Source organism: Mesorhizobium sp. B2-4-12 (genome assembly GCF_006441575.1).
In the GTDB taxonomy this organism is placed as follows: domain Bacteria; phylum Pseudomonadota; class Alphaproteobacteria; order Rhizobiales; family Rhizobiaceae; genus Mesorhizobium.
This window is the reverse complement of record NZ_VFVC01000026.1, coordinates 1-24,088: the sequence shown is the minus strand read 5'-3', so window position 1 is coordinate 24,088 and position 24,088 is coordinate 1. Positions and strand designations below refer to the sequence as shown.

Sequence of the window (24,088 nt, the reverse complement as noted above, 5' to 3'; positions counted from 1 at the left end):
CCTCCTTCGCGAACTCAATTGCGCTTGACTACATAGGGCGGGGGTTGTAATCGATTACAAGCTGATTGTCTAGAGGCCGTCCATTGCCATTTCTCGATCGTATTTCTTTCAACCACGCAACATTCGGACCAGAGGCGTCGTTCCGTACGTTTTTGGAGACCGTTGCTGAGACAGGTGCACGAGGTGTCGGTATATGGACTGAACGGCTTGACGGCCTGTCGCCTACTGCGGCGGGTGAGCTCATCCGAGACCACGGGCTCGCGATCAGCGGCGTGAACCGCGGAGGCTTCTTTACAGGTTCGACAAAGGAACAACGCGACGCCACCATTGAGCGAACTCTGCGCCAGATCGAGGCGACGGCGGAATTGCACGCCGACACTCTGGTCATAGTTCCCGGCGGTCTGCAGCCCGATCTGAAGGATATTCGGGTCGCGAGGGATCAGGTGAAGGATGGAATAGCCCGCGTCGCGCCATTCGCGCGGGATCATGGCGTCCGTCTAGCAATCGAGCCATTCCATCCAGCTTTGTCGGCGCTGCGCGGCGTAGTGAACACACTCGACCTAGCTATGAACCTGTGTGAGGTTCACGGCGGCCACGTCGGGGTCGTCACCGACATTTTCCACCTGTGGTGGGATCCTGGTGTCTATCAAGCCATTAGCCGTGCCGGCACGCGCATATTCGGGCATCATCTCTGTGACTGGAAACTGGACGCCGTCGATCCGGTCGCCGACCGAGCGGTGATGGGCGACGGAGTTGCTGACATCCCGGGGATCACGGCCGCAGTAATGGATGCGGGCTACTCCGGCTGGATGGAAATCGAGATATTTTCCAAGAATGACCTATGGACCATGGCGCCGTCAGCTATTGCCTCGCGATGCCTCGAACGGGCGCGGGAGTGTCTTGATGAGGCGGAGAAGATGCGAAAAATTTGACCTTTCGGGCGCTGTCGCCTTTGAGTGGGCGATCGTTCGAAACGTGATGAGGTCGCTATGAGCGGGAGTGTCGCAGGGAAAATGGTGCGCAAGAGGGCGCCAAGGAACAACGGGGGGCAACAGCAACCTCGTTTGGCCGACGTCGCTAAGGCGGCGCGGGTAAGCACGGCCACGGTTTCGCGCGTCATGAATACGCCTGAGATCGTGACCGAAGAGATTAGGGAGCGGGTGCACAGCGCGATTCAGAAGCTCAAATGGGTGCCGAACGCGACAGCCAAATCGCTCAGGACGAGCCGCACACACACGGTTGGGGCAATTATGCCCACCCTGGATCACCAGAACTTCGCCCGGATCGTCCAGTCCCTCCAGACAACCATGGCGGTCGAGAAATATGAGCTGCTGGTGGGCGTCACCTACTACAACCGAGAGGTCGCGACACAGCAGGCCCGCGCGATGGTCGACAAGGGGGTGGAGGCTCTCGTCCTTGTCGGCGCCGATCATCCTGATGAACTGATGCAGCTGCTCGAGGAGAAAGGCATCCCGTTCGTGCTGTTGTATGTGGCGCCGGGCAGCGCGCCAGGCCGCAATGTCATCGGCTACAACAACTACCAAGCCTTTGTGACTATGACCGAGCACCTGCTGTCACTGGGCCACCGCACCTTCGGACTTATAGCCCAAGATACCTCTTTCAACGATCGAGCGCGCGCCCGTCAGGAAGGTGTTCGAACGACGCTTGCTGAGCAGGGCATTGCCATCCGTCCACGCCATTTCATTGAGGGCGAATGGAAATTCGAGGACGGCATGAAGGCCTTCGAGAAGATAATGCGCACTGATGATCCGCCCTCGGCCATCATCTGCGGCAACGACTATCTCGCTATTGGATGCATGCTCAAGGCGCGCGAGATGGGTATCGACATCCCTGGCGATGTCTCGATCACCGGATTTGACGATATCGATTTGGCGCGCCTGCTGCAGCCTGGCATCACGACCATGAAGGTTCCTGACGAACTGGTCGGTGAAATGGCTGGCCGATTTTTCATCGACGTTCTGCGTGGCAAGGGCGGGCAGCTGGGAGAGGTGCCGGCACCGGAACTCATCATGCGCGGGTCCACCTCTCGCCCGAAACCGAATTAATCAGGAGCACTACAGATGGTCTATAAACTTGCCTCGGATTTGGACCTGGGACCGCGCTTGCCGATCGGAATGGTCGGCGGCGGCCGGGGATCGTTTTTTGCACCCTATCACCGTGCGGCGCTTCGCCTCAGCGGCCGCTGGGAGCTTGTCGCCGGGGTGTTCTCGTCTGAGCGTTCTAGGTCGCTCGAAGCAGGCACCGCGCTCGGCGTGGCTGCCGATCGCAACTATGAGACAGTCGCGGATCTCGCCCGAGCCGAAGCGGCGCGCAGCGATGGCATCCGGGCGGCGTGCGTCGTCACGCCTAACCATCTGCATTTTGATGCCTGCAAGACCCTGATGGAAAACGGCATCGGCGTGATCTGCGATAAGCCGTTAGTAAATTCTTTGGAGGAAGCACGCGAATTGCAGCGGCTCGCCGCGCAGACCGGCGTCTTTTTCGGCATGACATACACCTATTGCGGCTACCCGATGGTGCGTGAGGCTCGCCAACTCGTCGCGGAGGGCGGGATTGGGCGCGTTAGGTTCGTGTACGTCGAGTATCTGCAGGAGTGGCTCGCCGACAAGCCGGAGAAACTCGGCGCAAAGGCCGGCGGCTGGCGAACGGATCCACAAAAAGCTGGACCGACAGGCACGCTCGGCGATGTTGGCACCCACGCCTTCAACCTCGCGGAATTTGTCTGCGGCGCGAAGGTCAACCAGCTGTCGGCCAATATGACGAGGATCGTCGAAGGTCGTGCGCTCGACGATAACGACATTGTGCAGCTGCGTTTCGACGCTGGCTTTTCGGGGCTCCTATGGGCGACCCAAGCTGCGCCCGGACATCGCAACGGTCTTCGTATTAAGGTCGTAGGGTCCACAGGGTCGGTCGAGTGGCGACAGGAAGCTCCGGAAACGCTTCGTATCGGCGAACTCGGCCAAGCAGACCGTACACTTCACAGGGGTCAGCGGATCATGACTGCAGCCGGGGCGACGCAAACCACACTCCCCGCCGGCAATCCTGAAGGCTACCATGAGGCACTCGCCATCCTTTACAGCGACTTTGCGGATGCCATCGAGGCACCTGTCTCAGTCCCTCTATTTCCGGCACCAGGGTTGGAGGAAGGTGTGCGTGGGGTGGCGCTGTGCGACGTCGCCATCCGCTCAAGTTCCACCAACGGAAGCTGGCTTCCATTAGACAATCAAGATTCTCATTGACAATGCTATGTAATCGATTACAGATACCGCCGACGAAACGGGTGATCCTGGTCCATGAATGCACATCCTTCCACGCTATACGCTCTTCCCGACTCGCCCCGCGATTTCAGCCTGCTGATAGACGGATCGCTGATACCCGTATCCGACCGCGAGCCGATTGACCGGACCAGTCCGGCGCATCGTCGTCTGGTCAGCCGGTATCCCAGAGCAACCACTGCCGACACTGATCGTGCTGTAGAGGCTGCCAAAACGGCCTTCCAGAAGACCGACTGGGCGACCATGCCGGGCGCCGCACGCGCAAGATTTATCCTCGAGGTCGCAGAACTGATCCGCGAGCACAAAGCTGAGCTCGCTCAGATCGAGGCTTTGGAGGGCGGCAAGCCCGTGTCTGCGATCGAAGGCGAAATCGACGTCTCGGTCGATCTTTGGGAGTATGCCGCGACCTTGGCGCGCCATGCCTATGGCGACACTTACGATACCCTCGGAAAGGACACGATGGGGTTGGTTTTGCGCCAGCCGATTGGCGTCGTGGCCATGATCACTCCGTGGAACTTCCCGCTTCTTATCCTAAGCCAGAAGCTGCCTTTCGCGCTGGCTCTCGGATGCACCGCTGTGGTCAAGCCGAGCGAGCTGACATCGGGCACGGCCCTGCTGTTGGGCGAGCTTCTTCAAAAAGCCGGCCTGCCTGCCGGGGTCGTCAACATCCTCGCCGGCGCCGGCTCTACGATTGGCATGCAGCTGTGCTCGCATCCCGACGTTGCGATGGTCTCGTTCACCGGTTCTACAGAGGTCGGGAAGACAATCAGCAAGGCCGCAGCGGACACGCTCAAGCGCGTCTCGCTCGAGCTCGGTGGGAAAGCCGCACACATCGTCTTTGCTGACGCTGATCTTGAGGCGGCTGCCGACAAGGTCGCGTTCGGCATCCTTCACAACGCGGGCCAGTGCTGTGTGAGCGGCACTCGGCTGCTCGTGCAGCGCTCCGTAGCAGAGCAGTTCAGCCAAGCCGTGGCTGCTCAGATCAAGTCCGTTCGTGTCGGCGATCCGCTGGACCCGGCCGTGAAGGTCGGCCCGGTCATTTCCAAGCAGCAATACGAAACTATCGGCAGCTACATCGCGATCGGCAAGGAAGAAAACGCGACCTTGATGTTGGGCGGCACTCAGAGCCTGCATTACGGCGGCGTAGATGGCTATTTCGTCGAGCCCACGATCTTTGCTGATGTCAGCCCAGATATGCGCATCGCGCAGGAAGAGATCTTCGGGCCGGTCCTTTCCATCATCCCGTTCGACACCGTCGACGAGGCGCTCGATATCGCAAACAGCACGATCTACGGCCTTGCGTCCGGCGTGTGGACCTCGAACCTCGACACGGCTTTCAGATGCGCGCGGGGACTGCGATCGGGGACCGTCGAGGTCAACACGTACATCGCCGGTGCACCTGAGCTACCCCTGGTGGGCCACCGTCAGAGCGGCGTGGGGCACGAGAAGGGTCGCTTCGCGATCGAAGAGTTCACCGAACTCAAGACGGTCCAACTGCAATTCGGCCCGCTGACCGATCGTTGGGTCTCCAAGGCTAACTCAATATGAAGAGCGCTGCGGCGCGAAAAAAGGAGGAGTGAACATGCACTGGAATGTCAACAGACGTTCGTTATTGAAGACAAGCGCCGCACTAGCGGCCACGGCCGCATTCTCAGGACTTGCCGGGCGGTCTGCGATGGCCGCCGACAAGCTCGAAATCTTCTCTTGGTGGACGTCGGGTGGCGAGTCAGCGGCTCTCCAGGCCCTGATCGACGGCTTCAAGGAGCACTATCCTTCCACGGAAATCACGAACGCTGCCGTGGCCGGCGGCGGTGGCACAAATGCACTGCCGGTGCTCCAGGCGCGCTTGGCTGGCGGTACCCCACCCGACACTTGGCAGGGCAACAGCGGCACAGCCTTCTTCAACTCCTATGCCGATCCCGGCTACATCGACGACGTTACGGACCTTTATAAGTCCGAGGGATGGGAAAAGACCATGTCGCCGGGCGTCCTCGACCTCGTCCGAAAAAATGGAAAATACTATGCCGTGATGGTCGGCGCTCATCGCTGTAACGAAGTGTGGTTCAACAAGCCTTTGCTGGCCAAGAACGGCGTCGAGATCGGCGACTCCCTGTCGTTCGACCAGTTCTTTGCCGCGGCCGAGAAACTGAAGGCGGCCGGCGTGAATGCCCTCGCGGTCGGCGACAACGGCATCTGGGCCAACATGCGGATGCTCGAGAACACATTCAACGGCGTGCTCGGCTATGACCAGACCGTGCAGCTTTGGGATGGGAAGCTGGCCTTCAACTCGCCGCAGATGAAGGAGGCCTACAAGACCCACCTTCGCATGCTCGATTACCAGAACCCGGACCACTCCGCACTGAGCTGGGACCAGGCCGTCAAGAAGGTGATCGAAGGCAGTTCCGCCTTCACCATGATGGGCGACTGGTCATACGGCGAGTTCGCCAAGGCTGGCGCCAAGGACGGTGTGGACTTCGGCTGGGTCAGCCATCCCGGCACGGAAGACATCTTCATCATCGTCACCGACGGTTTCCCGATTGCCAAGGACGCGCCGAATCCGGAGTCGGCCCGCAATTGGCTGAAGGTCATGGGTGACCCAAAGGTCCAGCTGGCCTTCAGCCTGAAGAAGGGCTCTGTCGCCACGCGCCTTGACGTCGACAAATCCACCCTGCCTGCGTATCTCCAGTGGTCGTTCGAGAAATTCGCGAAGAATAAGTTCACGGGCTCCAGCGTCAACGGCGAGCAGGTGCCGTCATCGTTCAACCAGAGCTCCTTTGATGCTTTGACTACCTTCGTGGTGGACAAGAACATCGATGCCTTCGCTGATAATATGCAGGCAGCGTTCGACGCTATTCCCAAGACGTAATGTCGCCGGGCCGAGTCCCTGTCTCCACCGGGACTCGGCCCCCCGCATTCCAGCAGCAACGACGCGAACAGTGCGGAACCCTACATATGAGCACGTTTGATACTTTCACGTCCGAATTCCAGGTTGCGCCGGGAAGACCCGCGCACCGGTGGACCGCCGTTGGCGAGAAGCTGCAGACTGCACTGCTGATCGCTCCGGTCATCGTGTCGACGCTGGTCTTCGTTTACCTCTTTATTATTCTGACCGTCCTGATCTCACTGTCGGACTGGTCCGTGGTGAATTTGGGCGGCGGCTTCAGCACGCCGTTGCTCAAGAACTATCATGCGCTTTTCGCCAATCCGCGTTTTCAGATTGATCTGCGCAACACCGTCATCTTCACCGTGCTGTTCCTAACGGGCTCTGTCGGCCTGGGGCTCATCTTGGCGCTCCTCATCAACCGCAACTTGCCCGGCAAAGGTTTCTTCCGCTCGGTCTTCCTGTTCCCGTATGCCATCTCGTTCATTGTCACGGGGGTGGCGTGGCGCTGGATCTTCAATCCGGAGACAGGCGTGAACGTCCTGATCAACCTGACGGGCATCAACTCGGTGCTGGCTGCGGCGGGCATCGGTCCCTTCAAGCCTGGCTGGCTGACCGACCCCACTGTCCTTGCCCCCCTGAACGACACACTGGGCGGCATCTTTCCTTTTCTTGGGACCATCCAGCTTAAGCTCGGCATCCCCGTGGCCTTGATCGCAGTCGCGATCGCCGCATCATGGCAACTCGCTGGCTTTGCCATGGCGACATTTCTTGCGGGGCTTGCGACCATCCCTTCGCATATCAAGGAGGCTGCGGCGATCGATAATGCTAGTGGATGGACCTACTTCCGGAAGATAACCTGGCCCATGCTGGCGCCATTCACCGTGATCAATCTGGTGATCCTCGGCCACGTTTCCCTCAAAATATTCGATCTGGTGTACGTCATGTCCGGTCCTGGGCCGGGCTTTGCGACGGACGTGCCAGGCATCTTTGTTTTCGAAACCACTTTCCGTTCCTTGAGATATGGCGTCGGAGCCGCCGGCTCGGTGGTCATGCTCGCAATGGTGGCGGTGATTGTTGTCCCGTACCTGATCCGCACAATGCCGGAGGACAAGTGATGTCAGCGCACGCACTTCAGACAGGGCAAGACAGCAACATTGCGCAGGTAGTCCGCCGTGGGCTCACGTATGCCCTCCTCATTGCGCTCTCGGCGTTCTTCCTAATGCCGGTCTACATGTTGTTCGTGAACGGCCTTAAATCTGCCCGCGATGTGTCCGTGTCCGACATGTGGTCGCTGCCCCGCACCATAGGCATCGGGGGATTTGCCGAGGCATGGGAGAAGCTCGGGCCGTCGTTCCAAAATAGCTTGATGATGACCGGGACCGCGACGATCGTCTCCTGCCTGATTGGCTCGCTTACCGCTTACATCCTGACCCTGTGGGGCGTGAGGTTCTCGCGCTGGATCACGGTGCTCATCATCTTTGGTATGTTTATCCCGTACCAAAGCATCATCATCCCGCTGACTTTCTTGGCGCAGAAGCTCGGCCTTTACGGGACCATTGCCGGACTGATCGTCGTCCACGTCATCTACGGGCAATCCGTCAATATCCTCGTGTTCGGAAACTACTACAGGACCATCCCGAAAGCCCTTATCGAGGCTGCAAAGGTCGACGGCGCCGGCGTCTTGAAGACCTACTTCAAGATCATTCTTCCACTTTCGGCACCTGGCTTCGTCGTGGCCGGCATCTTCCAATTCACGAACATCTGGAATGACTTCCTGTTCGGCGTGATTCTGGTACCGAACCCAGCGGCCCAACCCGTGACCGTCGCCCTGTCGAACCTGTCCGGTAACTATTCGGTCGACTGGAACGTGGTCATGGCGGGTGCGATCGTCGCGGCTCTGCCCACGATCCTGATCTACCTGGTGCTTGGCCGCTACTTTGTGCAGGGCCTGACGTCCGGCTCGGTAAAATCGTGAAGGATGCCGACATGCCAGGAATCGCAATTGTAACGGGCGGCCGGCGCGGGATCGGCCGTGCGATCGCTCAGTGTCTTGCGCGACGCGGACAGGGCGTACTCGTGGTCGATCTTGAGAACGACGCGTCCGCCGAAGACACGGTGTCACTGCTCAAGGAAAGCGGCGTCCCGGCCGCGTTCATGGCCGCCGACGTTGGCGACGAAGCGCGCCACGAGGCCATCCTGAACGCGGCCGGTGAACTGGGGACGCTCACGACCCTAGTGAACAATGCGGGAGTATCTTCCACGGTACGGGGAGACATGCTCGACCTTCCCGTCGAAAGTCTCGACCGTGCGCTGCGCATCAACCTTCGGGCACCTTTTCTGCTCAGTCAGGCGTTCAGTAAGCGGCTGATCCGGACCAGGGCCGCCGACACACACTTTTGCTCCATCGTGAACATCACGTCGGTCAACGTCGAGATCCTCGGCGTCAACCGGCCCGACTACTGTATCACCAAGACTGGCCTCTCCATGGCGACCCGCCTCTTCGCGGCGCGCCTCGCGGAGGAAAAGATCCATGCATACGAGGTAAGGCCCGGGATCACGACGACGGAAATGACCCAACCTTCACGCGAGAAATATGATCGCGTGATTGAGGAGGGCTTGGTTCCCATGCGCAGATGGGGCGAGCCGGAGGATGTAGGTGAAGCGGTGGCGAGCCTCGCGTCCGGCGCATTCAGGTTTTCAACTGGCGACGCGGTCTGGGTGGACGGCGGCCTCCACCTGTACAGGCTCTGACATGGACCAGCATCTGCTCGAAGAGACACCAACCGATGGAGTATTGCTCCTGCGGCTCAACCGGCCGCAGCGCCGGAACGCGCTCACGAAGCAACTCGTGGTTGATATCGCCCAGGCGCTTGCGAAGGCCGCGTCCTCCGGCACCATACGCGCGGTAATTATCACCGGCGACGAGCGTGCATTCTCGGCCGGAGCCGACATCCTTGAGGTGAACGACAGAGGCATTGCTGCCATTCTCGATGAAGAGAGGTTGGCGGCGTGGCGGGCGATCGAGACTTTTCCGAAGCCCTTGATCGCGGCGGTTCGTGGTTTTGCCTACGGCGCCGGCAACGAACTCGCGATGATCTGTGACCTTGTGGTCGCGGGAACCAGTGCGCAGTTCAGCCAACCGGAAGTCAAGATCGGGGGTATGGCTGGTGACGGGGGTACGCAGCGGTTACCTCGCCTCGTGGGCCGGCAGGTCGCCACCAAGATGCTACTGACCGGCGCCCCACTTTCAGCCCAAGAGGCCAAACAAGCAGGATTGGTCTGTGACGTAGTCGGGGACGACCTTGTCGTGCAGACGGCGATCGAGCTGGCAAATGTTATTGCTGCCAACGCGCCGCTCTCAGTCACCGTGACCAAGTCGCTGATCCGACGTGTTGATGAGGGGGGATTGTCTGACGGTCTTCGCTGGGAGCGCGATGGCCTGCTTAGGGTCTTTCAGTCGGAAGACCGGGTCGAAGGCATGACGGCATTTGCTGAAAAGCGCCGTCCGACCTGGTCCGGGCGCTAATCATACGGGACGATGCCATGCATGTTTTGATCATCGGGGCGGCCGGCATGATCGGTCGCAAGTTGAGCGATCGGTTAGTCAAAGAAGGAGGGCTGGGCGGAGCCGCAATCACCCAGCTCTCCTTGGTTGACCTGGTGCCGCCGGTGAGCGTGGCACTCACCGGCGCAGCGGTAGATTGCATCACTTCGGATCTTTCGCAGGCTGGCGCGGCCGCAAGCTTGGCTGCGTCACGCCCGGATGTAATCTTCCATCTGGCAGCGATCGTCTCTAGCGATGCGGAAGCGAATTTCGAGAAGGGCTATCGCATCAACCTTGATGGCACCCGGTTCCTTTTCGAAGCGATCCGACTCGAAGGCGAGAAGCGTGCATACCGTCCCCGGGTCGTCTTCACATCTTCGCTCGCCGTCTTTGGCCAACCGTTGCCTGACGAGATTCCGGATGACTTTGTCCTTGCGCCGCTTTCCAGCTACGGGACACAGAAGGCGATCTGTGAGCTGCTTTTGGCGGATTATTCCCGGCGCGGCTTCTTCGACGGTATCGCGCTTCGTCTCCCGACCATTTGCGTCCGGCCCGGCAAGCCGAACAAGGCGGCATCAGGCTTCTACTCGGGAATCATCCGCGAGCCGTTGGCTGGCCACCCTTCAGTGCTGCCTGTGCCGAGAACGTTGCGGCACTGGTTCGCAAGCCCGCGTTCCGCTATCACCGCCTTGGTCCATGCCGCAGCGATCGACCTCAAGACGCTCGGAGCACGTCGAAGCATAAATCTCCCCGGCGTATCGGCGACAGTGGGCGACCAGATCGACGCGTTGCGCCGCGTCGCGGGGGACGGCGCGGTGGACCTGATCCGAGAAGAGCCAGACCCCACCGTCTTCGAGATCGTGTCGTCATGGCCTCGGGGTTTCACTGCAACCCGCGCGAAGGATCTGGGCTTCGCCGCCGAAACCTCGATGGACGAGATCATCCACGTTCATATCGAGGACGAGCTCGGCGGCACCTTAAACTGAACAGACTTCACTTCGGATATCTGGGAAATTTCATGCTTCTCGGCTGTATAGCAGACGATTTCACCGGTGCGACCGACCTGGCGAGCATGCTCGTCGAGGAAGGGATTAAGACCATCCAGTTCATCGGCGTGCCCACCAAAGCGCACCTGGACGCCGCGCGAGGCTATGATGCAGTTGTTGTCGCCCTGAAGTCGCGCACCACGCCGGTCGCCGAAGCGGTCGCCCTCTCTCGGCAGGCCCTGGATTGGCTGCGCGAAGCAGGTGCAGAGCAGATATTCTTCAAATACTGCTCGACCTTCGACTCTACGCCGGACGGCAATATCGGCCCGGTCGCGGACATGCTGGCCACGGAAATCGGCGCGTCGATTACCGTGGTCAGCCCGGCTCTGCCCGCAAACGGCCGGACAGTTTACAAGGGTCATCTGTTCGTCGGGGATCAGCCCCTTGACGAGTCGGGGATGCGCGATCACCCACTCACGCCTATGACCGATAGTAGCCTGATACGGCTCCTGGCGGCGCAAACGCCTGCGAGAGTTGACCTCGTCGATCACGGAACGGTGCGGCAGGGGAGAGGGGCCATCCGCGCTCGCCTCGACGCCATGGCCGACATCGGCGTTCGGTACGCGGTCATCGATGTGATTGTCGACGCCGACTTGGTTGAAATTGGAGCCGCCTGTACTGGATTGAAGTTCGTCAGCGGCGGTTCCGGTCTTGGCCTCGGTATCGCTCGCAACCTGTCGTCCAAGGGTTCTGGCGCGTTGAGGGTGTCGATCACCGGACCAGCTGCCGTGATATCCGGCAGTTGCTCGCTGGCGACCAATCGGCAGGTGGCCCTCATGCAAGCCAATGGCCTGCCGACGTACCGGATCGACCCCATGGCCTTGGCGAACGACCCGGATGCAGTGGTCTCCCATTTTCTGGACTGGGCTGCGCCGCAGTTGGGTGACGCGCCCATATTGGTCTACGCAACTGCTACGCCGGATAAGGTACGCCAAGTCCAGCAGAAGTTGGGAGTTGCTGCCTCAGGGCAGCTGGTCGAGTCTACACTGGCGCGCATCGCGAAAGAGCTTGTGGAACGTGGTGTGCGCCGGTTGATCGTCGCGGGTGGCGAAACGTCTGGCGCTGTTGTAGGGGCGCTCGGGATCGACGCCTTGGCGATCGGCGCGACGATTGCCCCGGGCGTGCCGTGGACAATCGCAGATGTTAACGGTTCAAAAGTGGCGCTGGCGCTTAAGTCCGGAAATTTCGGCCCGGTTGATTTCTTCTTATCAGCTTGGGAGAAACTGTCATGAGCAGTGTTGTGCCATCTCGCGAACGGGCTCTCAGTAACGCCCGCGACGGCATCATGAGCCATGCCCAGAGCCTGTTCACACGCGGCCTGACTGCGGGCAGCAGTGGCAATCTCAGCGTTCGCGTCGAGGGCGGCTACGTCGTAACGCCTACCAATGCTTCTCTTGGAGCTTTGGACCCGGCACGGCTCAGTGTCGTCGACTTCGAAGGTAAGCTGGTGGAGGGCGACGCTCCTTCCAAAGAGACCGTGCTCCATCTGGCCATGTACGGCGCGCGGCCGCAATCTGTGGCGATCGTTCACCTTCATGCGACACACTCCGCGGCGGTGTCGTGCATGTGCGGTCTACCGGAAGATGACTGCTTACCGCCGCTAACACCGTACTTTGTTATGAAAATCGGCAAGCTGCCATTGCTCAGGTATCGCAGACCTGGTGATCCCGCACTAGCCCCTGACATCCGGGCAGCCGCCACGCGCGGCCCGGCCGTTCTCCTCGCAAACCATGGTCCGCTGGTCTCCGGTAAAAGTCTTGAAGCGGCGGTTTATGCGATCGAGGACCTCGAAGAGACCGCCAAGCTTTTTTTGCTTTTGCGAGGGTCAGAGACTCGACCCCTCAATGCTGACCAGATCGGGGAACTCCGGGCGACTTTCGGCGAGCCCTGAAGGTGTTTGGTCCCGGCATTTGCTGGAGCGGAGTTTGAAACGTTCCGGTTGTGAGACCCACGCCTTGCAGATGAACTCGTAGGGTGTGAGACCTTTGAGGGTCTTGAGCCTGCGGGCGAAGTTGTAGGCGGCAACGAAGTCGGCGAGATGGGTCCGGAGTTGTCGTGGCTCTCGTAGGAAACCGGAAGAACGCTGAGTATTGCAAGACACTCGAAGCACAGCTGGTGGATACTGCGAATTGGCGATTATTCGTGCCATGATTCGAGCCGGAAAGACGGGCTGAATCCGCCCTTAGGCGTTTGGTCGTGGGCCAGAGCCGCTTTAGGTCGTCGAAGGCATCATCCCGGACCGGCTAAACGCCACGGCGCCCTGCCGCCCATAAGGTTCATTAGAATTAACTAATTGTAGACCGCGCTGTCTCAGAATAGGACAGCGCGGTCCTGTTGCCGTACCGCGCCGGCGGCTCTGGCTTTCAGGCAACCCTACCCCAGGGCCGGAGCCGCCACGTTCTATTTAGCAGTAAATCGCTGAAGCAAGCCCTACCAAACATCGTTTCCGAAGTGCTTCTTCGATTCATCGACTTTTAACATTCGTCCTTCGATGGGTCACCGAGCGAGCCGCTTCTCAGTGTGACAGCAAGCAAACCTATTTCGGCTTCGGTGAACGCTATCTCATAGCGTTGTTTGGAGTTTCTTGTGTAGATATCATCGGCGATGATGGAAATCGTGACGGTATTTTCGCAAACCTGCAATTCTGCAGTTTGCAGCGGCTCAGAGTATATTCTCTTTGGGGAACCTGGCTTTCGCCCAGGTCGAACGTTCAGTCGCATCGCCGAATCCCAATCGTTGCTACATGCAGTCCTTATGCAAGAGGGATGCCAGCACCCTTGTGTTGAAATCCGGTCATGGGCGCACGCGCTCCTTGCTTGCTGTTGCAGTTGCTGTTGCTTAGGTGGACCGGGCGGTGGCGCGGGCGAGGATCTCGGCTACCATCTCGGGGCGGTAGTATTCCTTGAGCTGGTCCTCGCTGGTGCCAGCCTCGGCCTCCATCTCGATCTCTTCGAGTTCTTGGTCGGTGAACTGGCTCGCGCTCCGGTCGCGGGGGTCGCGCCATGGTGAGTTGGGCGCGTCGTCAAACTTGTACCGACGCTCCCTGATCACCCTGAAGTGCTCGGGCTCGATGCAGTTCGGTTCTTGGCACAGGCTGGTGTTGCGCCTTATCTGGTAGTCGGGGTGCTCGGTCAGTCCAAGCAGAACACGGGCCGGGTTACCGACACGGCAGAGGTGTGGTCGACCGCCTCGCATCTGACCATTCCAGAGCAGGTGGTCGCCCTTGCGGGTTGACCGCGTGGCGATACGATCACGAAGTGCCGTTTTAGGCCGTGCCATGGGTGCTCCGATGAGTTTTGAGGGTATGAAAAGTTGTCAATTCAAAATGTAAAATAAAAAAAATACTATAGGACAAGTTTTTCACAGTCAGAACTTAATTAGAAAATTTTTGATGCCTCATTACTCTTCCTCGCATTGGGGAATGGAGAGAGAAGAGAGTAATTAATATAGGAGGAAGCCAAACGTTTTGAACGGGCTTGCCCCGACTTTCTCGATCGATGTGTCAACACGATCGGTTCGAGCACTCTACCGGCCGGCCGACGAAGCTTGGCCTCTTCAAGGTAGCGAACGGCCTCAAGCCGGTTCCGTTCGATGGCTTCGAGCCGCTGCTCAAGCTTGGCCGGCCGGTAGTATGGGTGGACATCGTCCTTCCTCCGTGAGATTGGGCGCCCCTGGTGGGAAAATCGAGGGGCGCGTAACCTAAAATTTCCGTGGCGCGCTGATTTACCCGCGCCAGCGCCGGCGCCTAAGTCCACCGCAATGTACAGTTGCAGCCACCCGCGCCAGACCACTACTTACAGTCGATCTGGCGCAGGCGCTTGTCCGGGGCATCGGAGCCCTTTTAGTCCGGGGCATGGGAGCCGGTGCTTATGACGCACACCAGCCTGGCGGCAGGGCTCTTCGTCCGCGCCTTGCATGAGCGGGATCTGGCTTTGGCCGAGCGATGCGTCGTGCTGCATACTGTGCCCTGACCGCCGTGAGGTGAACTGAGCATCGAGGCTAAGGAGGAGGCGCTGCCTCACTGCTTCACTAATGCCCGAATTAGGCACGCCTCGTTGGTCAGGGGCAAAGTGGTGGAGGTGGCAACCACTTCGGAGTCCAACAGGACGGCATGTCCACGCGAGCCAAGCACTCTGCCACCCCACAAGGGGGCCCAAGGGTTTTCCGGGCCTAATGCTTTACGGTCGGAGCTATAGCCACGTCTCCCAGATCGTATTGCCCCACCCACCGGTATCCCCACACGATTGAAGCTGGCTCGGGCAGATCTTCCAACCTGACCTCCGGGACATTTTCGTTCTGACACGAAAGCAGAATGTCCTGGTGATCGGGAAGATCGTCAACCATGTGGGTGAGCCAAGGGCGGATGTGAAGGCTTCCGTCCCAGAGCGTGAAGGCAGCGAATGGCCAATTCTTGTAAATTACCATGTGGCTGGCCTCCACCACCTTGTAGTAGAAAAAGTCCTCTCCCGCAGAGAGGTAAACGCCTGCAGAAGGGACAGCCTCATCCTCTTCCTCGCGTCGAAGCAAGATCGGCTCCTTTGGGAAGTGCGGCTTCCCATCAATGGTAACCGGCTGAGGCAGCAGGCCGTGCTGAGCCATTCGCAGAACATCTTCTTCGCGCATGCCAAGCAATTCGGCGACTTCTGTTACCCTCAAATATTCGTCGGACATGTGGTTCCTTTCATTACGTTGGTCCGACCGGGATGTGGCCCCGTCGCGCTTCACGCGCTAGGTACGTTCTTCGCAATACTATAGGGGAAGGCAATTCCTTCCCTCGCGATCGGCTCCGGATCGAGTGCGACCCCGCCAGCGCCAAAACCAGTGCCAAGCCCAAGGCAAAACCCGGAGTGTTCAACCGGAGCTGCAGTTACTGCGGCTACCCACAACACGCGCGAGGCGCAAGCGCCCCCTCCAGGTCAGTCGAGCTTCAGCCTCTGCGAGCCGATGGCCGTGAGGCACTGGGCTAGCCAAACGGCGGTGAAGCTTCCTCGGGAGAGCTTGTTGGCGATATTCACCTCTTTCTCGTGAACGCCGATGTCTGCCAGCTTTTCAACCAGGTCGGCGTAGCTGAGCCCCCGCAGCTTCAGTTCGGCCTTCACGAGCCCGCTGAGCAGCCGCTGCCATTCGGTCTCGGTCACCGGGACATTCTCCACGGAAAAAATATTGCTCGACCTATTGCGCGGCGCAGCTTCATATTTATATATCTCAAACCTCCAGTTTTATACTCAAAACGATATATTGCAGATCACTCAAGCCTGACTAGGAACCCACGACATGACCATCGACCAGACAACCGCAAAAGTGCTGACCGACCTCCTGCGCGAACTCTCCTCAGAACTGGACCTCCATTATGACGACGACAATTTCCACGCCCTTGAGCCGACGATCGAAACGTTGCGGCAGGCCGCTACCCTGATGATGGACGCCGGCCACGAGGCGCCCGAAGTCTACCACCATGTCATGGGCCGCTTCGAGCGGATGACTCGCTCCTAACATAGCGATGAAACGGCCGTATTTCACGGCACCCAGCCCCGCTCCTCCACAGGACTTTAAAAATGCTTGAACCCTTCGACCCCTCAATCTCTAGCTCCGGCTATCTGGCGCTTGCGCGAAAGCGTCATCAGACCGGGACATCCAGGCTGAGCGAGGATCTGGCCTGGATGCTGGACGACGAGGCCTACAACTGCGGCCTTAACAAGGAGCACGTCGACATGCTGACAGACCCGGCCAACTGGAGCGCCACCTTGCGCGATGAGAACCGGAAACCCCGGGTGTTCCTCGACGCCCGCATTAACCAGAGGGGCTATGCGGAGATTAACTGGGCGCGCGGTGATTTGGAGATCCTGTATGACGAGGACTTTCTGGCGAATTACGCGGCCACAGCCCGCTCCCCCAACGCGGTTTCGGGGCGAGGACTAGGGGAGCTGATGTGGTGGAGGCGGTATGAACTGCTTGTCAGCAATGTCACGATCAACAGATCTCCCACGGCCCAAGCTCTGTTGTATGCCCATGGCGCCCGTCTCAACGAACTCACTTCCTTCCTCGCCTCGCGGGTAAACCTGGTCGGAGCAATGGCGCTGACCTTCACCTATCGGGCTGGCGCGATAGTCACTGCGGACTTTGTACCGACCATCTCATTTGACCAACTGCATGACTTCGTCCAGGAGCGAGGCCAGCGGAAAGTGGTTAGGATGCGGGAGGCCGTCGAACGTATCGTGCCGAAAGAATGATCCTGGATCATCGTCCGGCGTTCCGCCTCACGTGGGTCACGCCCCCTCCTCAAGAAATCGATGATCGTTCCATTATGCTTCTCAGCGCCAACATTCACCGACCGATCTCGCCACCATTGCCGATCGCCAGCGGCTCCCTGCCGACGCCTACAAGGGCTCAGCGGGCGCCGTCTGCTCGAAAGGAATTCATGGCACGCTCCAGCGCAGCCCGATGGATTTTCCGGCGGCATTTCTGTCCTGCAACCTGCATGTTGGCCCGAGCATTTTGGAACAAGCTCAGCGCCCGGATCTTTCGATGGCTCGCGCGCCTGGGGGCAGCGTCGGAAGGAGTATACCTTTTTTCGAGAGAAAGGACTGGGTAGCGGCGGGAATAGTGCCGACCAAGGCACGAGTAAAAATTTGGATTTTTGACTAATAGCACTCGCGCTCGTAGTGCATCGGGCCGAAAAAGGGCTCTTGCCCTATAGTATCGTACAGATTGCCCATCGGCACCCCGCGCCCGCCCCCTTAGATGCGGCCTACAAACGCGTTTAGGCACCAGGCGATCTGCATGACGTATGACACGATTTCTTACCCGCCCCGGGGGCTCTCGAGACATGAAGCTGCACGATATGTTGGTGTCGGATCAACACTCTTCGACGAGATGGTCGCTGATGGACGAATGCCTACGCCAAAGCACGTTAACAGCCGCACGATCTGGGACCGCGTTGCGCTTGACATCGCATTCACGTCCTTGCCCGACAAGAAGAGTGATCTACGGGCCCTTCTTGAACGGAGCAGCCGCGCGGCAAGGAAGACCTGAGGGCATAGAGCATCGGCTGCCGGCGCATAGTCAGAGACAAGGCCCTCGATCGACCGGAACGTCCGGTCGAAACACCGCGGCAACTGGAAGGATAATTGATGGCTAGGCCGTTCAAGAACGACCGATACCCCGGCGTTTCGTCGCGGGTCAAAAATGGAAAGGTCGTCTACCGCTACCGCGCCAAGAGCATGCCCGAGATTCGTCTTCCCGGGAAGCCCGGAGATCCGGAGTTCGAAGCCGAATACCAAAAGGCGGTCCAGGGCCTGGGTAGAAAAGCTGCGATCATCGACTTGCCAGGTCGAGCGCTGCCGAAGACCTTTGGTCATGCCGCAAGACGGCTTGAGGGCACGATGGAATGGCTGGACTTTGACAGTGCGACCCAGCAGAAGAACGCACGACTGATCGAACGCTTTCTGAACCTGAAGGTCGAGCCCGAATACCCTCTGACCTGGCGCGACACTCCGGTGGAGCATCTCGACGCAGATCGGCTCCGCGCTGTCATCGAAGCCATTTTCGCGACCAATCGCACCGTTGCAAAGCACATGTTGGTGGCGATCAAGAAGCTGCTGTGGGTCGCGACGGAAGTTGAAAAATGGATCAAGGCGCAGGATGACCCGTCGCTGTCGATCCGAGTGCGCGTGCCCAAGTCCACGAGGAACCCAGCCTGGCCAGTCGCCGTCCGGGAGAAATTTGAGGCGCGACATCCGATCGGCACCCCTGCGCGCACATGCTACGCGTTGGGCTTTTGGCTCGGAAACCGGCGCGGCGACATCGCAGCGCTGGAGTGGAACGATCTTATGACCGAAGAGATCGAGCTGTTCGATGGCTCATTGGAATTGATCGAAGCCTTCGACTTCCGCCAGAAAAAGAACCGCAATCGACACGGCGGTCGAGAAATGTTCATTCCGGTCGTCGACAAGCTGGCAGAGGCGCTGGAGCCGCTCGACCGTTCCCAAGGCGGTACCGTCTTGAAGAATGCCTACAAAACGTCGTTCTCGGAAAAGAGCCTGACCGGGATGATGCAGCACTGGACCCGGCAGGCAGGAATTCCAGACGGCTACACCCTCCATGGCTTGCGCCGCACCTTCGGAACCTACCTCGCCGAATGCAACATCCAGGCGCGCGCCATTATGGAGGCTATGGGCCATTCCTCAATGACGGTGACTGATGACTATGTCCGCGAGGCTAACAAGAAGCGGATCGCGGTGGATATCGCTCGTGCCGTCAACGAACGGGAGGCTAAACGCGATGCGATGAAGCGCCGCACAGCCATTCAGGTCGTCAGGCAGCCATTAGACGGCTCACGCTGAGCGTTTGGGCTTAGCCAGCCAGCTGCATGGCTTTGGGCGCGACGCGAGGTCACGCTGACGTCCGTCTTCACATTAAATTAGGCGCAAGTTAGCGCGGCTATCGTCCCGATCTGGTCGGACTACTGGCCCGGCCAGTCCCCAAATCAGCCCTTCAAGCTCATCTGGTGGGAGATGCAGAAGGGCCGCAATTTCGTGCTTTGTAACTTTCTCGCTCCACAGGTGAGCGAGAATTTTCCTCCAAACCGCTGATGTCTCGCGCTCGATACCGTTTGGCTCGCCACTTCGATAGCCCCGGCGGCCTAGCTCAATGCAGGCAGATTTGTATTGCCACTCGCTAAGCAAATCTAACGAACGAAGCCTGTAGGCCATCGCCATCGCCGAGACCCGCCAGCGGGCCTTTGCGCGAATAATAAGATCGACGGTGATGAACCGTGGCATACGTGAACGCACATCGTTTTCCGGCATCAAAAATGCCGAAGCGAATTGGTTCGCCTCGCGTTCGGCGGTTCTTGATAGCTGAGAGCCGGCGTGGCGGTGCATCACCAAGTGGCATAGCTCATGGGCAGCATCAAAGATGCTGTGTTCCGCAGTTTTGTAGTTGTTCAAAAAAACAAATGGACGTTCGTCGCGCCAGAATGAGAAGGCGTCCACCGAACTAGTCGCTTCCGAAAGGGAGAACACTCTAACCCCTTGGACTTCCAAAAGACCAAGCATGTTGCCAACAGGCTTTTCTCCTAGGCTCCAATAGGCGCGCAGAGTGCGTGCAGCTGCTTCTGGGTCTGTTTCGTAGCTGAGGTCCACCACGTTGGCGTCAGGCAGGCTAAACTGCCCCTCAAGCCAATCGCTCAATTGTAAGCCAAGGCGGCCGGCATTGATGGCGGCATCGCGTTCCTTTGAGCTCATTTTCGAGAGGCTTCGAAAACTGACAGCCGTAGTATCGAGTTCGTCAGGGTCATCAAGATAGAAGAAGGCCGTCGGATAGGCGAGCGCTTCCGCAAACCTATCCACTGTAGCCTCGTCGGGCTCATTCTCTCCATTCTCGACGCGCGACACAGTGATCGGCGACAAGCCGGCCGCCTCAGCGAGTCCCTTGCCGGTCACCCGCCGCCGTTTCCGGGCGAGGATGAGTCTTTTCGGATTGAATGCCATGACACTTTATTTCTTACGAGCAACCTGCGGATCAAAATCGGCGGCGTCATCGTCGTCAAGCGACAACTTCGGCTCTTTGTGGAGGTCGCTGCCGTCAGAGAGGTAAAGGCGCTCCACAAAGTGTTGGAAAGTGCCGTTCTTAAGGAGCGGGCAGCTGAGTTCCACTACCCCGTTAGGGGCCACCATCAAGTAGTAGACGGTCCAGCCGGCCTCGGCGACGGCGGGGGCATAGTGCGGGAGACCGCCGAACAGATCGTTGCCGACGCACAGACGCTCGGCGCCGGCACCTTTGGTAGAACGCGGCTTGGGCGGGTGGTCGTCGTTGCAAGCAATGTCCACATTGGCGAAGACTATTTTGATGCGCTTGGCCTCGTTCTTAATGGTCTCGACGCCGTTGGTGCGATCAAGCACCCAGACCTTGCCGACAAACTCATTCCTGAGAGCGAAAGTGCCGAAGTGATAGGACAGAGTGCCGGCCGTGTTCGCGGGATGGTAAGGCGTGGTATCGGCTGCCGCGCCGACTGCCGTAGCGCGTATGTTCAAGAGCTTGGCCTTATCAAGCTGAAGCTCTTCAAGGCGGGGCAGAACTTGCCAGTCCTCCCTAAGGATACGGGTCGGAACCATTTTGGGCATTTCAGGCACAACGGTTCTCCGTGTTAACGAATCTTCCCCTACGGTATGGTAAAAATTCTTAACACGCAAGCGCTATGCAACTTTTCCCCAAAGCTTGGCGCCGCCTTCTCAGCGCGCCGGTGACATATTGGCGGCGCGCTTCCTGCCGCCCTTCGGACCAAATTCTCTGGCGGCGGCGTTCTTACCGTTGTCGGCTTCGTCGCCGGTGTCGCAATGCGCATGACGCGGACGGTGTTCCGATCACGTCGGTCGGATACGTCTGGCATTTGGGTCCGGTCGGCAGCTTGCAGGCTGGTCGGTACCCGGCTTCTCATCCGCGCCACATGGTCAGGTGCCAATGCGAGGGTATTCGTTCTGATCGCTGGCATCGCCCTCTCGTACAGTTTTGCAGGAACAAAGCGAGTTTGCCCCGTTGTGCGGGCCCATAATGGGCCCACAACGTTATGGGCCAACGGCAATTTTCAAGAAAGAAATCAATAGTTATGGTGGGCCCGGAGGGACTCGAACCCCCAACCAAGCGGTTATGAGCCGCCGGCTCTAACCATTGAGCTACAGGCCCCACGCGGGCTGGATTAATGTTTTTCCTTCGACGGCACAAGGCTTTCCCTGCGGGCTTTCACAGATCGCCCAAATCAGCCCATATTCGCGCCCTAGTTGAGCATCCGCGACAGGATCGCGGACCAGGGAGATTTTCATGACCAGACACCTTTTGCCTCTCGCGCTCGCCGCTGCAATCGCTTTTCCGGCGATGGCTGGAGCCGCCGATTTGCCGACGCCGCCCCGCATCATCGTGTCCGGCGAAGGCGAGGCAACCGTCGCTCCCGATCTGGCGGTGCTGACGCTCAGCGTGATGCGCGAAGCCAAGACCGCGCGTGCGGCGCTCGATGCCAACAACGACGCCATGGCTGCGGTGATCGCGGCGATGAAGGCGGCCGATATCAAGGATCGCGACCTGCAGACCGCCGGCATCCAGATCAATCCGCGCTACAACTACACCAACAAGCCGGACGGCAGCCAGGAGGCCGAGCTCGTCGCCTACCAGGTGACCAACACGCTTTCGGTGCGCGTGCGCGACGTCGACAAGACGGGCGAGATCCTCGACAAGGCGGTTTCGCTCGGCGTCAACCAGGGCGGCGGCATCGCCTTCACCAACGACAATCCGTCGGCCACCGTGAGCGAGGCCCGCAAGAAAGCGGTCGCCGACGCCATCGCCAAGGCCAAGACGCTTGCCGTGGCCGCCGGCGTCAGCCTCGGCCGGGTGCTCGAAATCACCGATCAGAACATCAGGCCGATGCCGATGCCGATCAACGCCAAGGCTTTCGATGCCGCGGCAGGCGCGGCTCCGGTGCAGGCCGGCGAGAATTCCTACAACGTCCAGGTCACCGTCACCTTTGAACTGAAGTAACGGCGACGGAAGCAACGGTCTCCATCGCCGGCGCTGACCACGACGGATGATCCACAGCCGATGCGAAAAAACCCCGCGGGATCGCTCCCGCGGGGTTTGTCGAGCCACACCCGTCCGATGGGAAAGGGGCTCTGCTACCAGAGGCTTCAGCGATCGATGACGGGGCAACCGCGCTCATTGGCGAACACGATGACAACGCGGTCGCCGTACTGACGGCCCATGACCTTGACCGTGCGGCGGTTGACGTCGACGATGCGGGCACGGCGCAGTCCCATGCGGTCGGCCTTGTCGAGGGCACGTTCGGGCGAACAGCCGCGGCGCCAATCGTCGCGGCGCTCGTCGCGACGGTAGCGATACCCATCATCACCGGCATAGACGCCGAAGCGCGGATCCTGGTTGTTGCCGAAGCCCAGATAGAGGCTGCCGGCATGGGCGGGGATGGCGGTCAGCGTGCCGAGCCCGACCAGCGCCGAAAGGGCCGCCGTCTTGATCGTGGTGTACATGGTTCTCTCTCCTTGTTGCGGGCTAACGCCCGTCCTCGTGAAACCGATGGTGGGAGAATGCACTCGCCTGTCTGAACTATTTACGAACCCGCCGTTCATCTGCGGTTCATGTGGCGGGAAAGGAAACCTCCGCCGGTTTTCGAACAATGCGTCTCAAACGGCCTGCCCTGCGCGCCTTGCCGACACCAGCCTCAGGGCTCGTCGTCGAGCATATAGTCAAAATAATCCTCCGGCTCGGCGAGGTCGGTTTCGCTCGCCTTGACCCGTCCGCGCATCGAGATGCCGGCCTCATGCACGGTCTCGGCACTGCCCGACACCAGCCGGTGCCACCAGTAGAGATCGCGGCCCTCGGCAACCAGCCTGTAGGCGCATGTGCTGGGCAGCCAGCTGATGGTACCCACGTTCTGCGGCGTCAGGCCGACGCAATCGGGAACGCGCGCCAGCCGGTTGGCGTAGTCGGCGCAGCGGCAAGTCTGCGCATCGAACAGCCGGCAGCCGACGCTGGTCCAGTAGATTTCGCCCGTATCCTCGTCCTCGAGCTTCGACAGGCAGCATTTGCCGCAACCGTCGCAGAGCGATTCCCACTCGGCCGGGCTCATCGCCTCCAGCGTCTTTGTTTTCCAGAACGGTGTTTCCATCCCGGGGATGTGGCCCCAGCAATCGCCAAGGTCAAGCATCGCAATGGCCGCAATGGGCTACCCCCAGCCGAATGACACGAAGTTGCCTTCAAAAGGCCGGCCAATCGCCCTGTACGGCCCCTACCCATGGGCAGCTGGAACCAATTTCGTTAAAATCGGTTTTCGACAAGGATGGGACCCCACAAGGAGAATTTTCAATGAAACGCCAACCACGGATTCTGGCAGGCACCGCACTTGGCCTGTTGATGGCATCCGCGCCGTTAGGCGCATCCCCGCTTCAGGGAAGCGCCGCGTTCGGCTCCCTGCAACGCGGTCCCGTGCAAATCATCCTCGCTCAGGCGGCTTGCGCCGAGGGCGAATCAGCCGAAGCCTGCGCGCAGAAGCAGCAAGGCGAGCAGAAGCCCGAGCGCAAGAAGCGCGAGCAGCAACAGACCCAGCAGGCTCCCGCCGCTGAGACCGCTCCCGCAACCGAGGAGCAGCAGCCACGCAGGAAGAAGCGGGACCAGCAGCAACAGACCGAGCAGGCGCCCGCCGGCGAGGCCGCTCCCGCCACCGACGAGCAGCAGCCGCGCAGGAAGAAGCGCGACCAGCAGCAGCAACAGACCGAGCAGGCGCCCGCCGCTGAAACCGCTCCCGCAACCGAGGAGC

At 59.7% G+C, this 24,088-nt stretch carries 24 protein-coding genes, 1 tRNA gene and 2 pseudogenes; 18 read left to right on the top strand and 9 right to left on the bottom strand.

Translation table 11 applies throughout. From position 1 onward, the window contains the following. Nucleotides 1-83: 83 nt before the first annotated feature. The 12 genes from FJ934_RS16625 (at nt 84) to otnC (ending at nt 12,661) form a co-directional block, all read left to right on the top strand. Nucleotides 84-932: a sugar phosphate isomerase/epimerase family protein gene (locus tag FJ934_RS16625; protein WP_181165645.1), complete on the top strand. Its 849-nt coding sequence runs from the start codon at nt 84-86 to the stop codon at nt 930-932. Between the two features lie 132 nt (nt 933-1,064). Further along, a complete protein-coding gene (locus tag FJ934_RS16620) occupies nt 1,065-2,066 on the top strand; it encodes a LacI family DNA-binding transcriptional regulator (RefSeq protein ID WP_181165644.1) in 1,002 nt (333 codons plus the stop codon). 15 nt (nt 2,067-2,081) lie between these two features. Next, nucleotides 2,082-3,260, top strand: coding sequence for a Gfo/Idh/MocA family oxidoreductase (locus FJ934_RS16615; RefSeq protein WP_140610673.1), 1,179 nt, complete (start codon nt 2,082-2,084; stop codon nt 3,258-3,260). A 54-nt stretch (nt 3,261-3,314) separates the two neighbouring features. Next, complete coding sequence (locus tag FJ934_RS16610; protein ID WP_140610672.1) at nt 3,315-4,844, top strand: aldehyde dehydrogenase family protein; 1,530 nt, start codon at nt 3,315-3,317, stop codon at nt 4,842-4,844. A 34-nt stretch (nt 4,845-4,878) separates the two neighbouring features. Beyond that, nucleotides 4,879-6,162: an ABC transporter substrate-binding protein gene (locus tag FJ934_RS16605; protein ID WP_140610671.1), complete on the top strand. Its 1,284-nt coding sequence runs from the start codon at nt 4,879-4,881 to the stop codon at nt 6,160-6,162. Nucleotides 6,163-6,248: 86 nt separating this feature from the next. Further along, nucleotides 6,249-7,295, top strand: coding sequence for a sugar ABC transporter permease (locus FJ934_RS16600; protein ID WP_140610670.1), 1,047 nt, complete (start codon nt 6,249-6,251; stop codon nt 7,293-7,295). Next, a complete protein-coding gene (locus FJ934_RS16595; protein WP_140610669.1) occupies nt 7,295-8,155 on the top strand; it encodes a carbohydrate ABC transporter permease in 861 nt (286 codons plus the stop codon). Before FJ934_RS16600 ends, FJ934_RS16595 begins: the two co-directional genes overlap by 1 nt. Before the next feature lie 11 nt (nt 8,156-8,166). Next, entirely contained in the window at nt 8,167-8,931 is a 765-nt protein-coding gene (locus FJ934_RS16590; RefSeq protein ID WP_140610668.1) for a 3-ketoacyl-ACP reductase, read from the top strand. Nucleotide 8,932: 1 nt separating this feature from the next. After that, nucleotides 8,933-9,706, top strand: a complete 774-nt coding sequence (locus tag FJ934_RS16585) for an enoyl-CoA hydratase-related protein (RefSeq protein WP_140610667.1) — start codon at nt 8,933-8,935, stop codon at nt 9,704-9,706. A gap of 17 nt (nt 9,707-9,723) precedes the next feature. After that, nucleotides 9,724-10,710 carry a D-erythronate dehydrogenase gene (gene denD / locus FJ934_RS16580; RefSeq protein WP_140610666.1) on the top strand — a complete coding sequence of 329 codons (987 nt, stop codon included), beginning with the start codon at nt 9,724-9,726 and terminating at the stop codon, nt 10,708-10,710. Between the two features lie 32 nt (nt 10,711-10,742). Further along, nucleotides 10,743-12,002 (top strand): 3-oxo-tetronate kinase, encoded by a 1,260-nt coding sequence (otnK, locus tag FJ934_RS16575; RefSeq protein WP_140610665.1) that lies wholly within the window; start codon nt 10,743-10,745, stop codon nt 12,000-12,002. Further along, complete coding sequence (gene otnC / locus FJ934_RS16570) at nt 11,999-12,661, top strand: 3-oxo-tetronate 4-phosphate decarboxylase (protein WP_140610664.1); 663 nt, start codon at nt 11,999-12,001, stop codon at nt 12,659-12,661. The genes otnK and otnC overlap by 4 nt, the downstream gene beginning before the upstream one ends. Here the strand turns inward: otnC and FJ934_RS16565 are convergent. The 4 genes and pseudogenes from FJ934_RS16565 to FJ934_RS16550 form a co-directional block, all read right to left on the bottom strand. Beyond that, nucleotides 12,612-12,823, bottom strand: a pseudogene (locus tag FJ934_RS16565) (hypothetical protein); the annotation flags it as partial. The gene otnC and the pseudogene FJ934_RS16565 overlap by 50 nt on opposite strands. Nucleotides 12,824-13,608: 785 nt before the next feature. After that, nucleotides 13,609-14,049 carry a hypothetical protein gene (locus FJ934_RS16560; RefSeq protein ID WP_140610663.1) on the bottom strand — a complete coding sequence of 147 codons (441 nt, stop codon included), beginning with the start codon at nt 14,047-14,049 and terminating at the stop codon, nt 13,609-13,611. Between the two features lie 891 nt (nt 14,050-14,940). Then, the gene (locus FJ934_RS16555) at nt 14,941-15,441 is read right to left on the bottom strand and encodes a helix-turn-helix domain-containing protein (protein ID WP_140610662.1); all 501 of its coding nucleotides are present in this window, start codon (nt 15,439-15,441) and stop codon (nt 14,941-14,943) included. 245 nt (nt 15,442-15,686) lie between these two features. Continuing rightward, nucleotides 15,687-15,908 carry a DUF6471 domain-containing protein gene (locus FJ934_RS16550; protein WP_140610661.1) on the bottom strand — a complete coding sequence of 74 codons (222 nt, stop codon included), beginning with the start codon at nt 15,906-15,908 and terminating at the stop codon, nt 15,687-15,689. Nucleotides 15,909-16,044: 136 nt separating this feature from the next. On the opposite strand from FJ934_RS16550, the gene FJ934_RS16545 reads away from it, so the two are divergent. From FJ934_RS16545 to FJ934_RS16530, 4 genes are all read left to right on the top strand, one after another. Beyond that, nucleotides 16,045-16,263 (top strand): hypothetical protein, encoded by a 219-nt coding sequence (locus FJ934_RS16545; protein ID WP_140610660.1) that lies wholly within the window; start codon nt 16,045-16,047, stop codon nt 16,261-16,263. Between the two features lie 62 nt (nt 16,264-16,325). After that, the gene (locus FJ934_RS16540; protein ID WP_140610659.1) at nt 16,326-17,000 is read left to right on the top strand and encodes a hypothetical protein; all 675 of its coding nucleotides are present in this window, start codon (nt 16,326-16,328) and stop codon (nt 16,998-17,000) included. A 550-nt stretch (nt 17,001-17,550) separates the two neighbouring features. Beyond that, entirely contained in the window at nt 17,551-17,802 is a 252-nt protein-coding gene (locus FJ934_RS28430; protein WP_140610658.1) for a hypothetical protein, read from the top strand. 98 nt (nt 17,803-17,900) lie between these two features. Beyond that, entirely contained in the window at nt 17,901-19,112 is a 1,212-nt protein-coding gene (locus FJ934_RS16530) for a site-specific integrase (RefSeq protein WP_140610657.1), read from the top strand. Nucleotides 19,113-19,184: 72 nt separating this feature from the next. Here FJ934_RS16530 and FJ934_RS16525 read toward each other — a convergent pair whose 3' ends face one another. From FJ934_RS16525 to FJ934_RS16515, 3 genes are all read right to left on the bottom strand, one after another. Next, nucleotides 19,185-20,261 carry an XRE family transcriptional regulator gene (locus FJ934_RS16525; protein ID WP_140610656.1) on the bottom strand — a complete coding sequence of 359 codons (1,077 nt, stop codon included), beginning with the start codon at nt 20,259-20,261 and terminating at the stop codon, nt 19,185-19,187. Nucleotides 20,262-20,267: 6 nt separating this feature from the next. Then, complete coding sequence (locus FJ934_RS16520) at nt 20,268-20,894, bottom strand: hypothetical protein (RefSeq protein ID WP_140610718.1); 627 nt, start codon at nt 20,892-20,894, stop codon at nt 20,268-20,270. Between the two features lie 483 nt (nt 20,895-21,377). Next, nucleotides 21,378-21,453: transfer RNA gene (locus tag FJ934_RS16515), tRNA-Ile, on the bottom strand. Nucleotides 21,454-21,588: 135 nt separating this feature from the next. On the opposite strand from FJ934_RS16515, the gene FJ934_RS16510 reads away from it, so the two are divergent. After that, complete coding sequence (locus tag FJ934_RS16510; protein WP_140610655.1) at nt 21,589-22,299, top strand: SIMPL domain-containing protein; 711 nt, start codon at nt 21,589-21,591, stop codon at nt 22,297-22,299. Between the two features lie 146 nt (nt 22,300-22,445). Here the strand turns inward: FJ934_RS16510 and FJ934_RS16505 are convergent, their stop codons facing one another. After that, on the bottom strand, nt 22,446-22,802 hold the full coding sequence (locus FJ934_RS16505; protein ID WP_140610654.1) for a hypothetical protein: 357 nt from the start codon (nt 22,800-22,802) through the stop codon (nt 22,446-22,448). 191 nt (nt 22,803-22,993) lie between these two features. Beyond that, a complete protein-coding gene (locus FJ934_RS16500) occupies nt 22,994-23,440 on the bottom strand; it encodes a YcgN family cysteine cluster protein (RefSeq protein WP_140610717.1) in 447 nt (148 codons plus the stop codon). Nucleotides 23,441-23,637: 197 nt separating this feature from the next. Here FJ934_RS16500 and FJ934_RS16495 point away from each other — a divergent pair. After that, nucleotides 23,638-24,088: pseudogene (locus FJ934_RS16495) on the top strand (flagellar motor protein MotB); the annotation flags it as partial.

Bases quoted from the DNA above. Each gene is read 5' to 3' on its own strand.
- FJ934_RS16615 (WP_140610673.1), top strand. From the start codon at position 2,082: ATGGTCTATAAACTTGCCTCGGATTTGGACCTGGGACCGCGCTTGCCG.
- FJ934_RS16610 (WP_140610672.1), top strand. From the start codon at position 3,315: ATGAATGCACATCCTTCCACGCTATACGCTCTTCCCGACTCGCCCCGC.
- FJ934_RS16605 (WP_140610671.1), top strand. From the start codon at position 4,879: ATGCACTGGAATGTCAACAGACGTTCGTTATTGAAGACAAGCGCCGCA.
- FJ934_RS16600 (WP_140610670.1), top strand. From the start codon at position 6,249: ATGAGCACGTTTGATACTTTCACGTCCGAATTCCAGGTTGCGCCGGGA.
- FJ934_RS16595 (WP_140610669.1), top strand. From the start codon at position 7,295: ATGTCAGCGCACGCACTTCAGACAGGGCAAGACAGCAACATTGCGCAG.
- FJ934_RS16590 (WP_140610668.1), top strand. From the start codon at position 8,167: ATGCCAGGAATCGCAATTGTAACGGGCGGCCGGCGCGGGATCGGCCGT.
- FJ934_RS16585 (WP_140610667.1), top strand. From the start codon at position 8,933: ATGGACCAGCATCTGCTCGAAGAGACACCAACCGATGGAGTATTGCTC.
- denD (WP_140610666.1), top strand. From the start codon at position 9,724: ATGCATGTTTTGATCATCGGGGCGGCCGGCATGATCGGTCGCAAGTTG.
- otnK (WP_140610665.1), top strand. From the start codon at position 10,743: ATGCTTCTCGGCTGTATAGCAGACGATTTCACCGGTGCGACCGACCTG.
- otnC (WP_140610664.1), top strand. From the start codon at position 11,999: ATGAGCAGTGTTGTGCCATCTCGCGAACGGGCTCTCAGTAACGCCCGC.
- FJ934_RS16560 (WP_140610663.1), bottom strand. From the start codon at position 14,049: ATGGCACGGCCTAAAACGGCACTTCGTGATCGTATCGCCACGCGGTCA.
- FJ934_RS16555 (WP_140610662.1), bottom strand. From the start codon at position 15,441: ATGTCCGACGAATATTTGAGGGTAACAGAAGTCGCCGAATTGCTTGGC.
- FJ934_RS16545 (WP_140610660.1), top strand. From the start codon at position 16,045: ATGACCATCGACCAGACAACCGCAAAAGTGCTGACCGACCTCCTGCGC.
- FJ934_RS16540 (WP_140610659.1), top strand. From the start codon at position 16,326: ATGCTTGAACCCTTCGACCCCTCAATCTCTAGCTCCGGCTATCTGGCG.
- FJ934_RS28430 (WP_140610658.1), top strand. From the start codon at position 17,551: ATGACGTATGACACGATTTCTTACCCGCCCCGGGGGCTCTCGAGACAT.
- FJ934_RS16530 (WP_140610657.1), top strand. From the start codon at position 17,901: ATGGCTAGGCCGTTCAAGAACGACCGATACCCCGGCGTTTCGTCGCGG.
- FJ934_RS16525 (WP_140610656.1), bottom strand. From the start codon at position 20,261: ATGGCATTCAATCCGAAAAGACTCATCCTCGCCCGGAAACGGCGGCGG.
- FJ934_RS16520 (WP_140610718.1), bottom strand. From the start codon at position 20,894: ATGCCCAAAATGGTTCCGACCCGTATCCTTAGGGAGGACTGGCAAGTT.
- FJ934_RS16510 (WP_140610655.1), top strand. From the start codon at position 21,589: ATGACCAGACACCTTTTGCCTCTCGCGCTCGCCGCTGCAATCGCTTTT.
- FJ934_RS16505 (WP_140610654.1), bottom strand. From the start codon at position 22,802: ATGTACACCACGATCAAGACGGCGGCCCTTTCGGCGCTGGTCGGGCTC.
- FJ934_RS16500 (WP_140610717.1), bottom strand. From the start codon at position 23,440: ATGGAAACACCGTTCTGGAAAACAAAGACGCTGGAGGCGATGAGCCCG.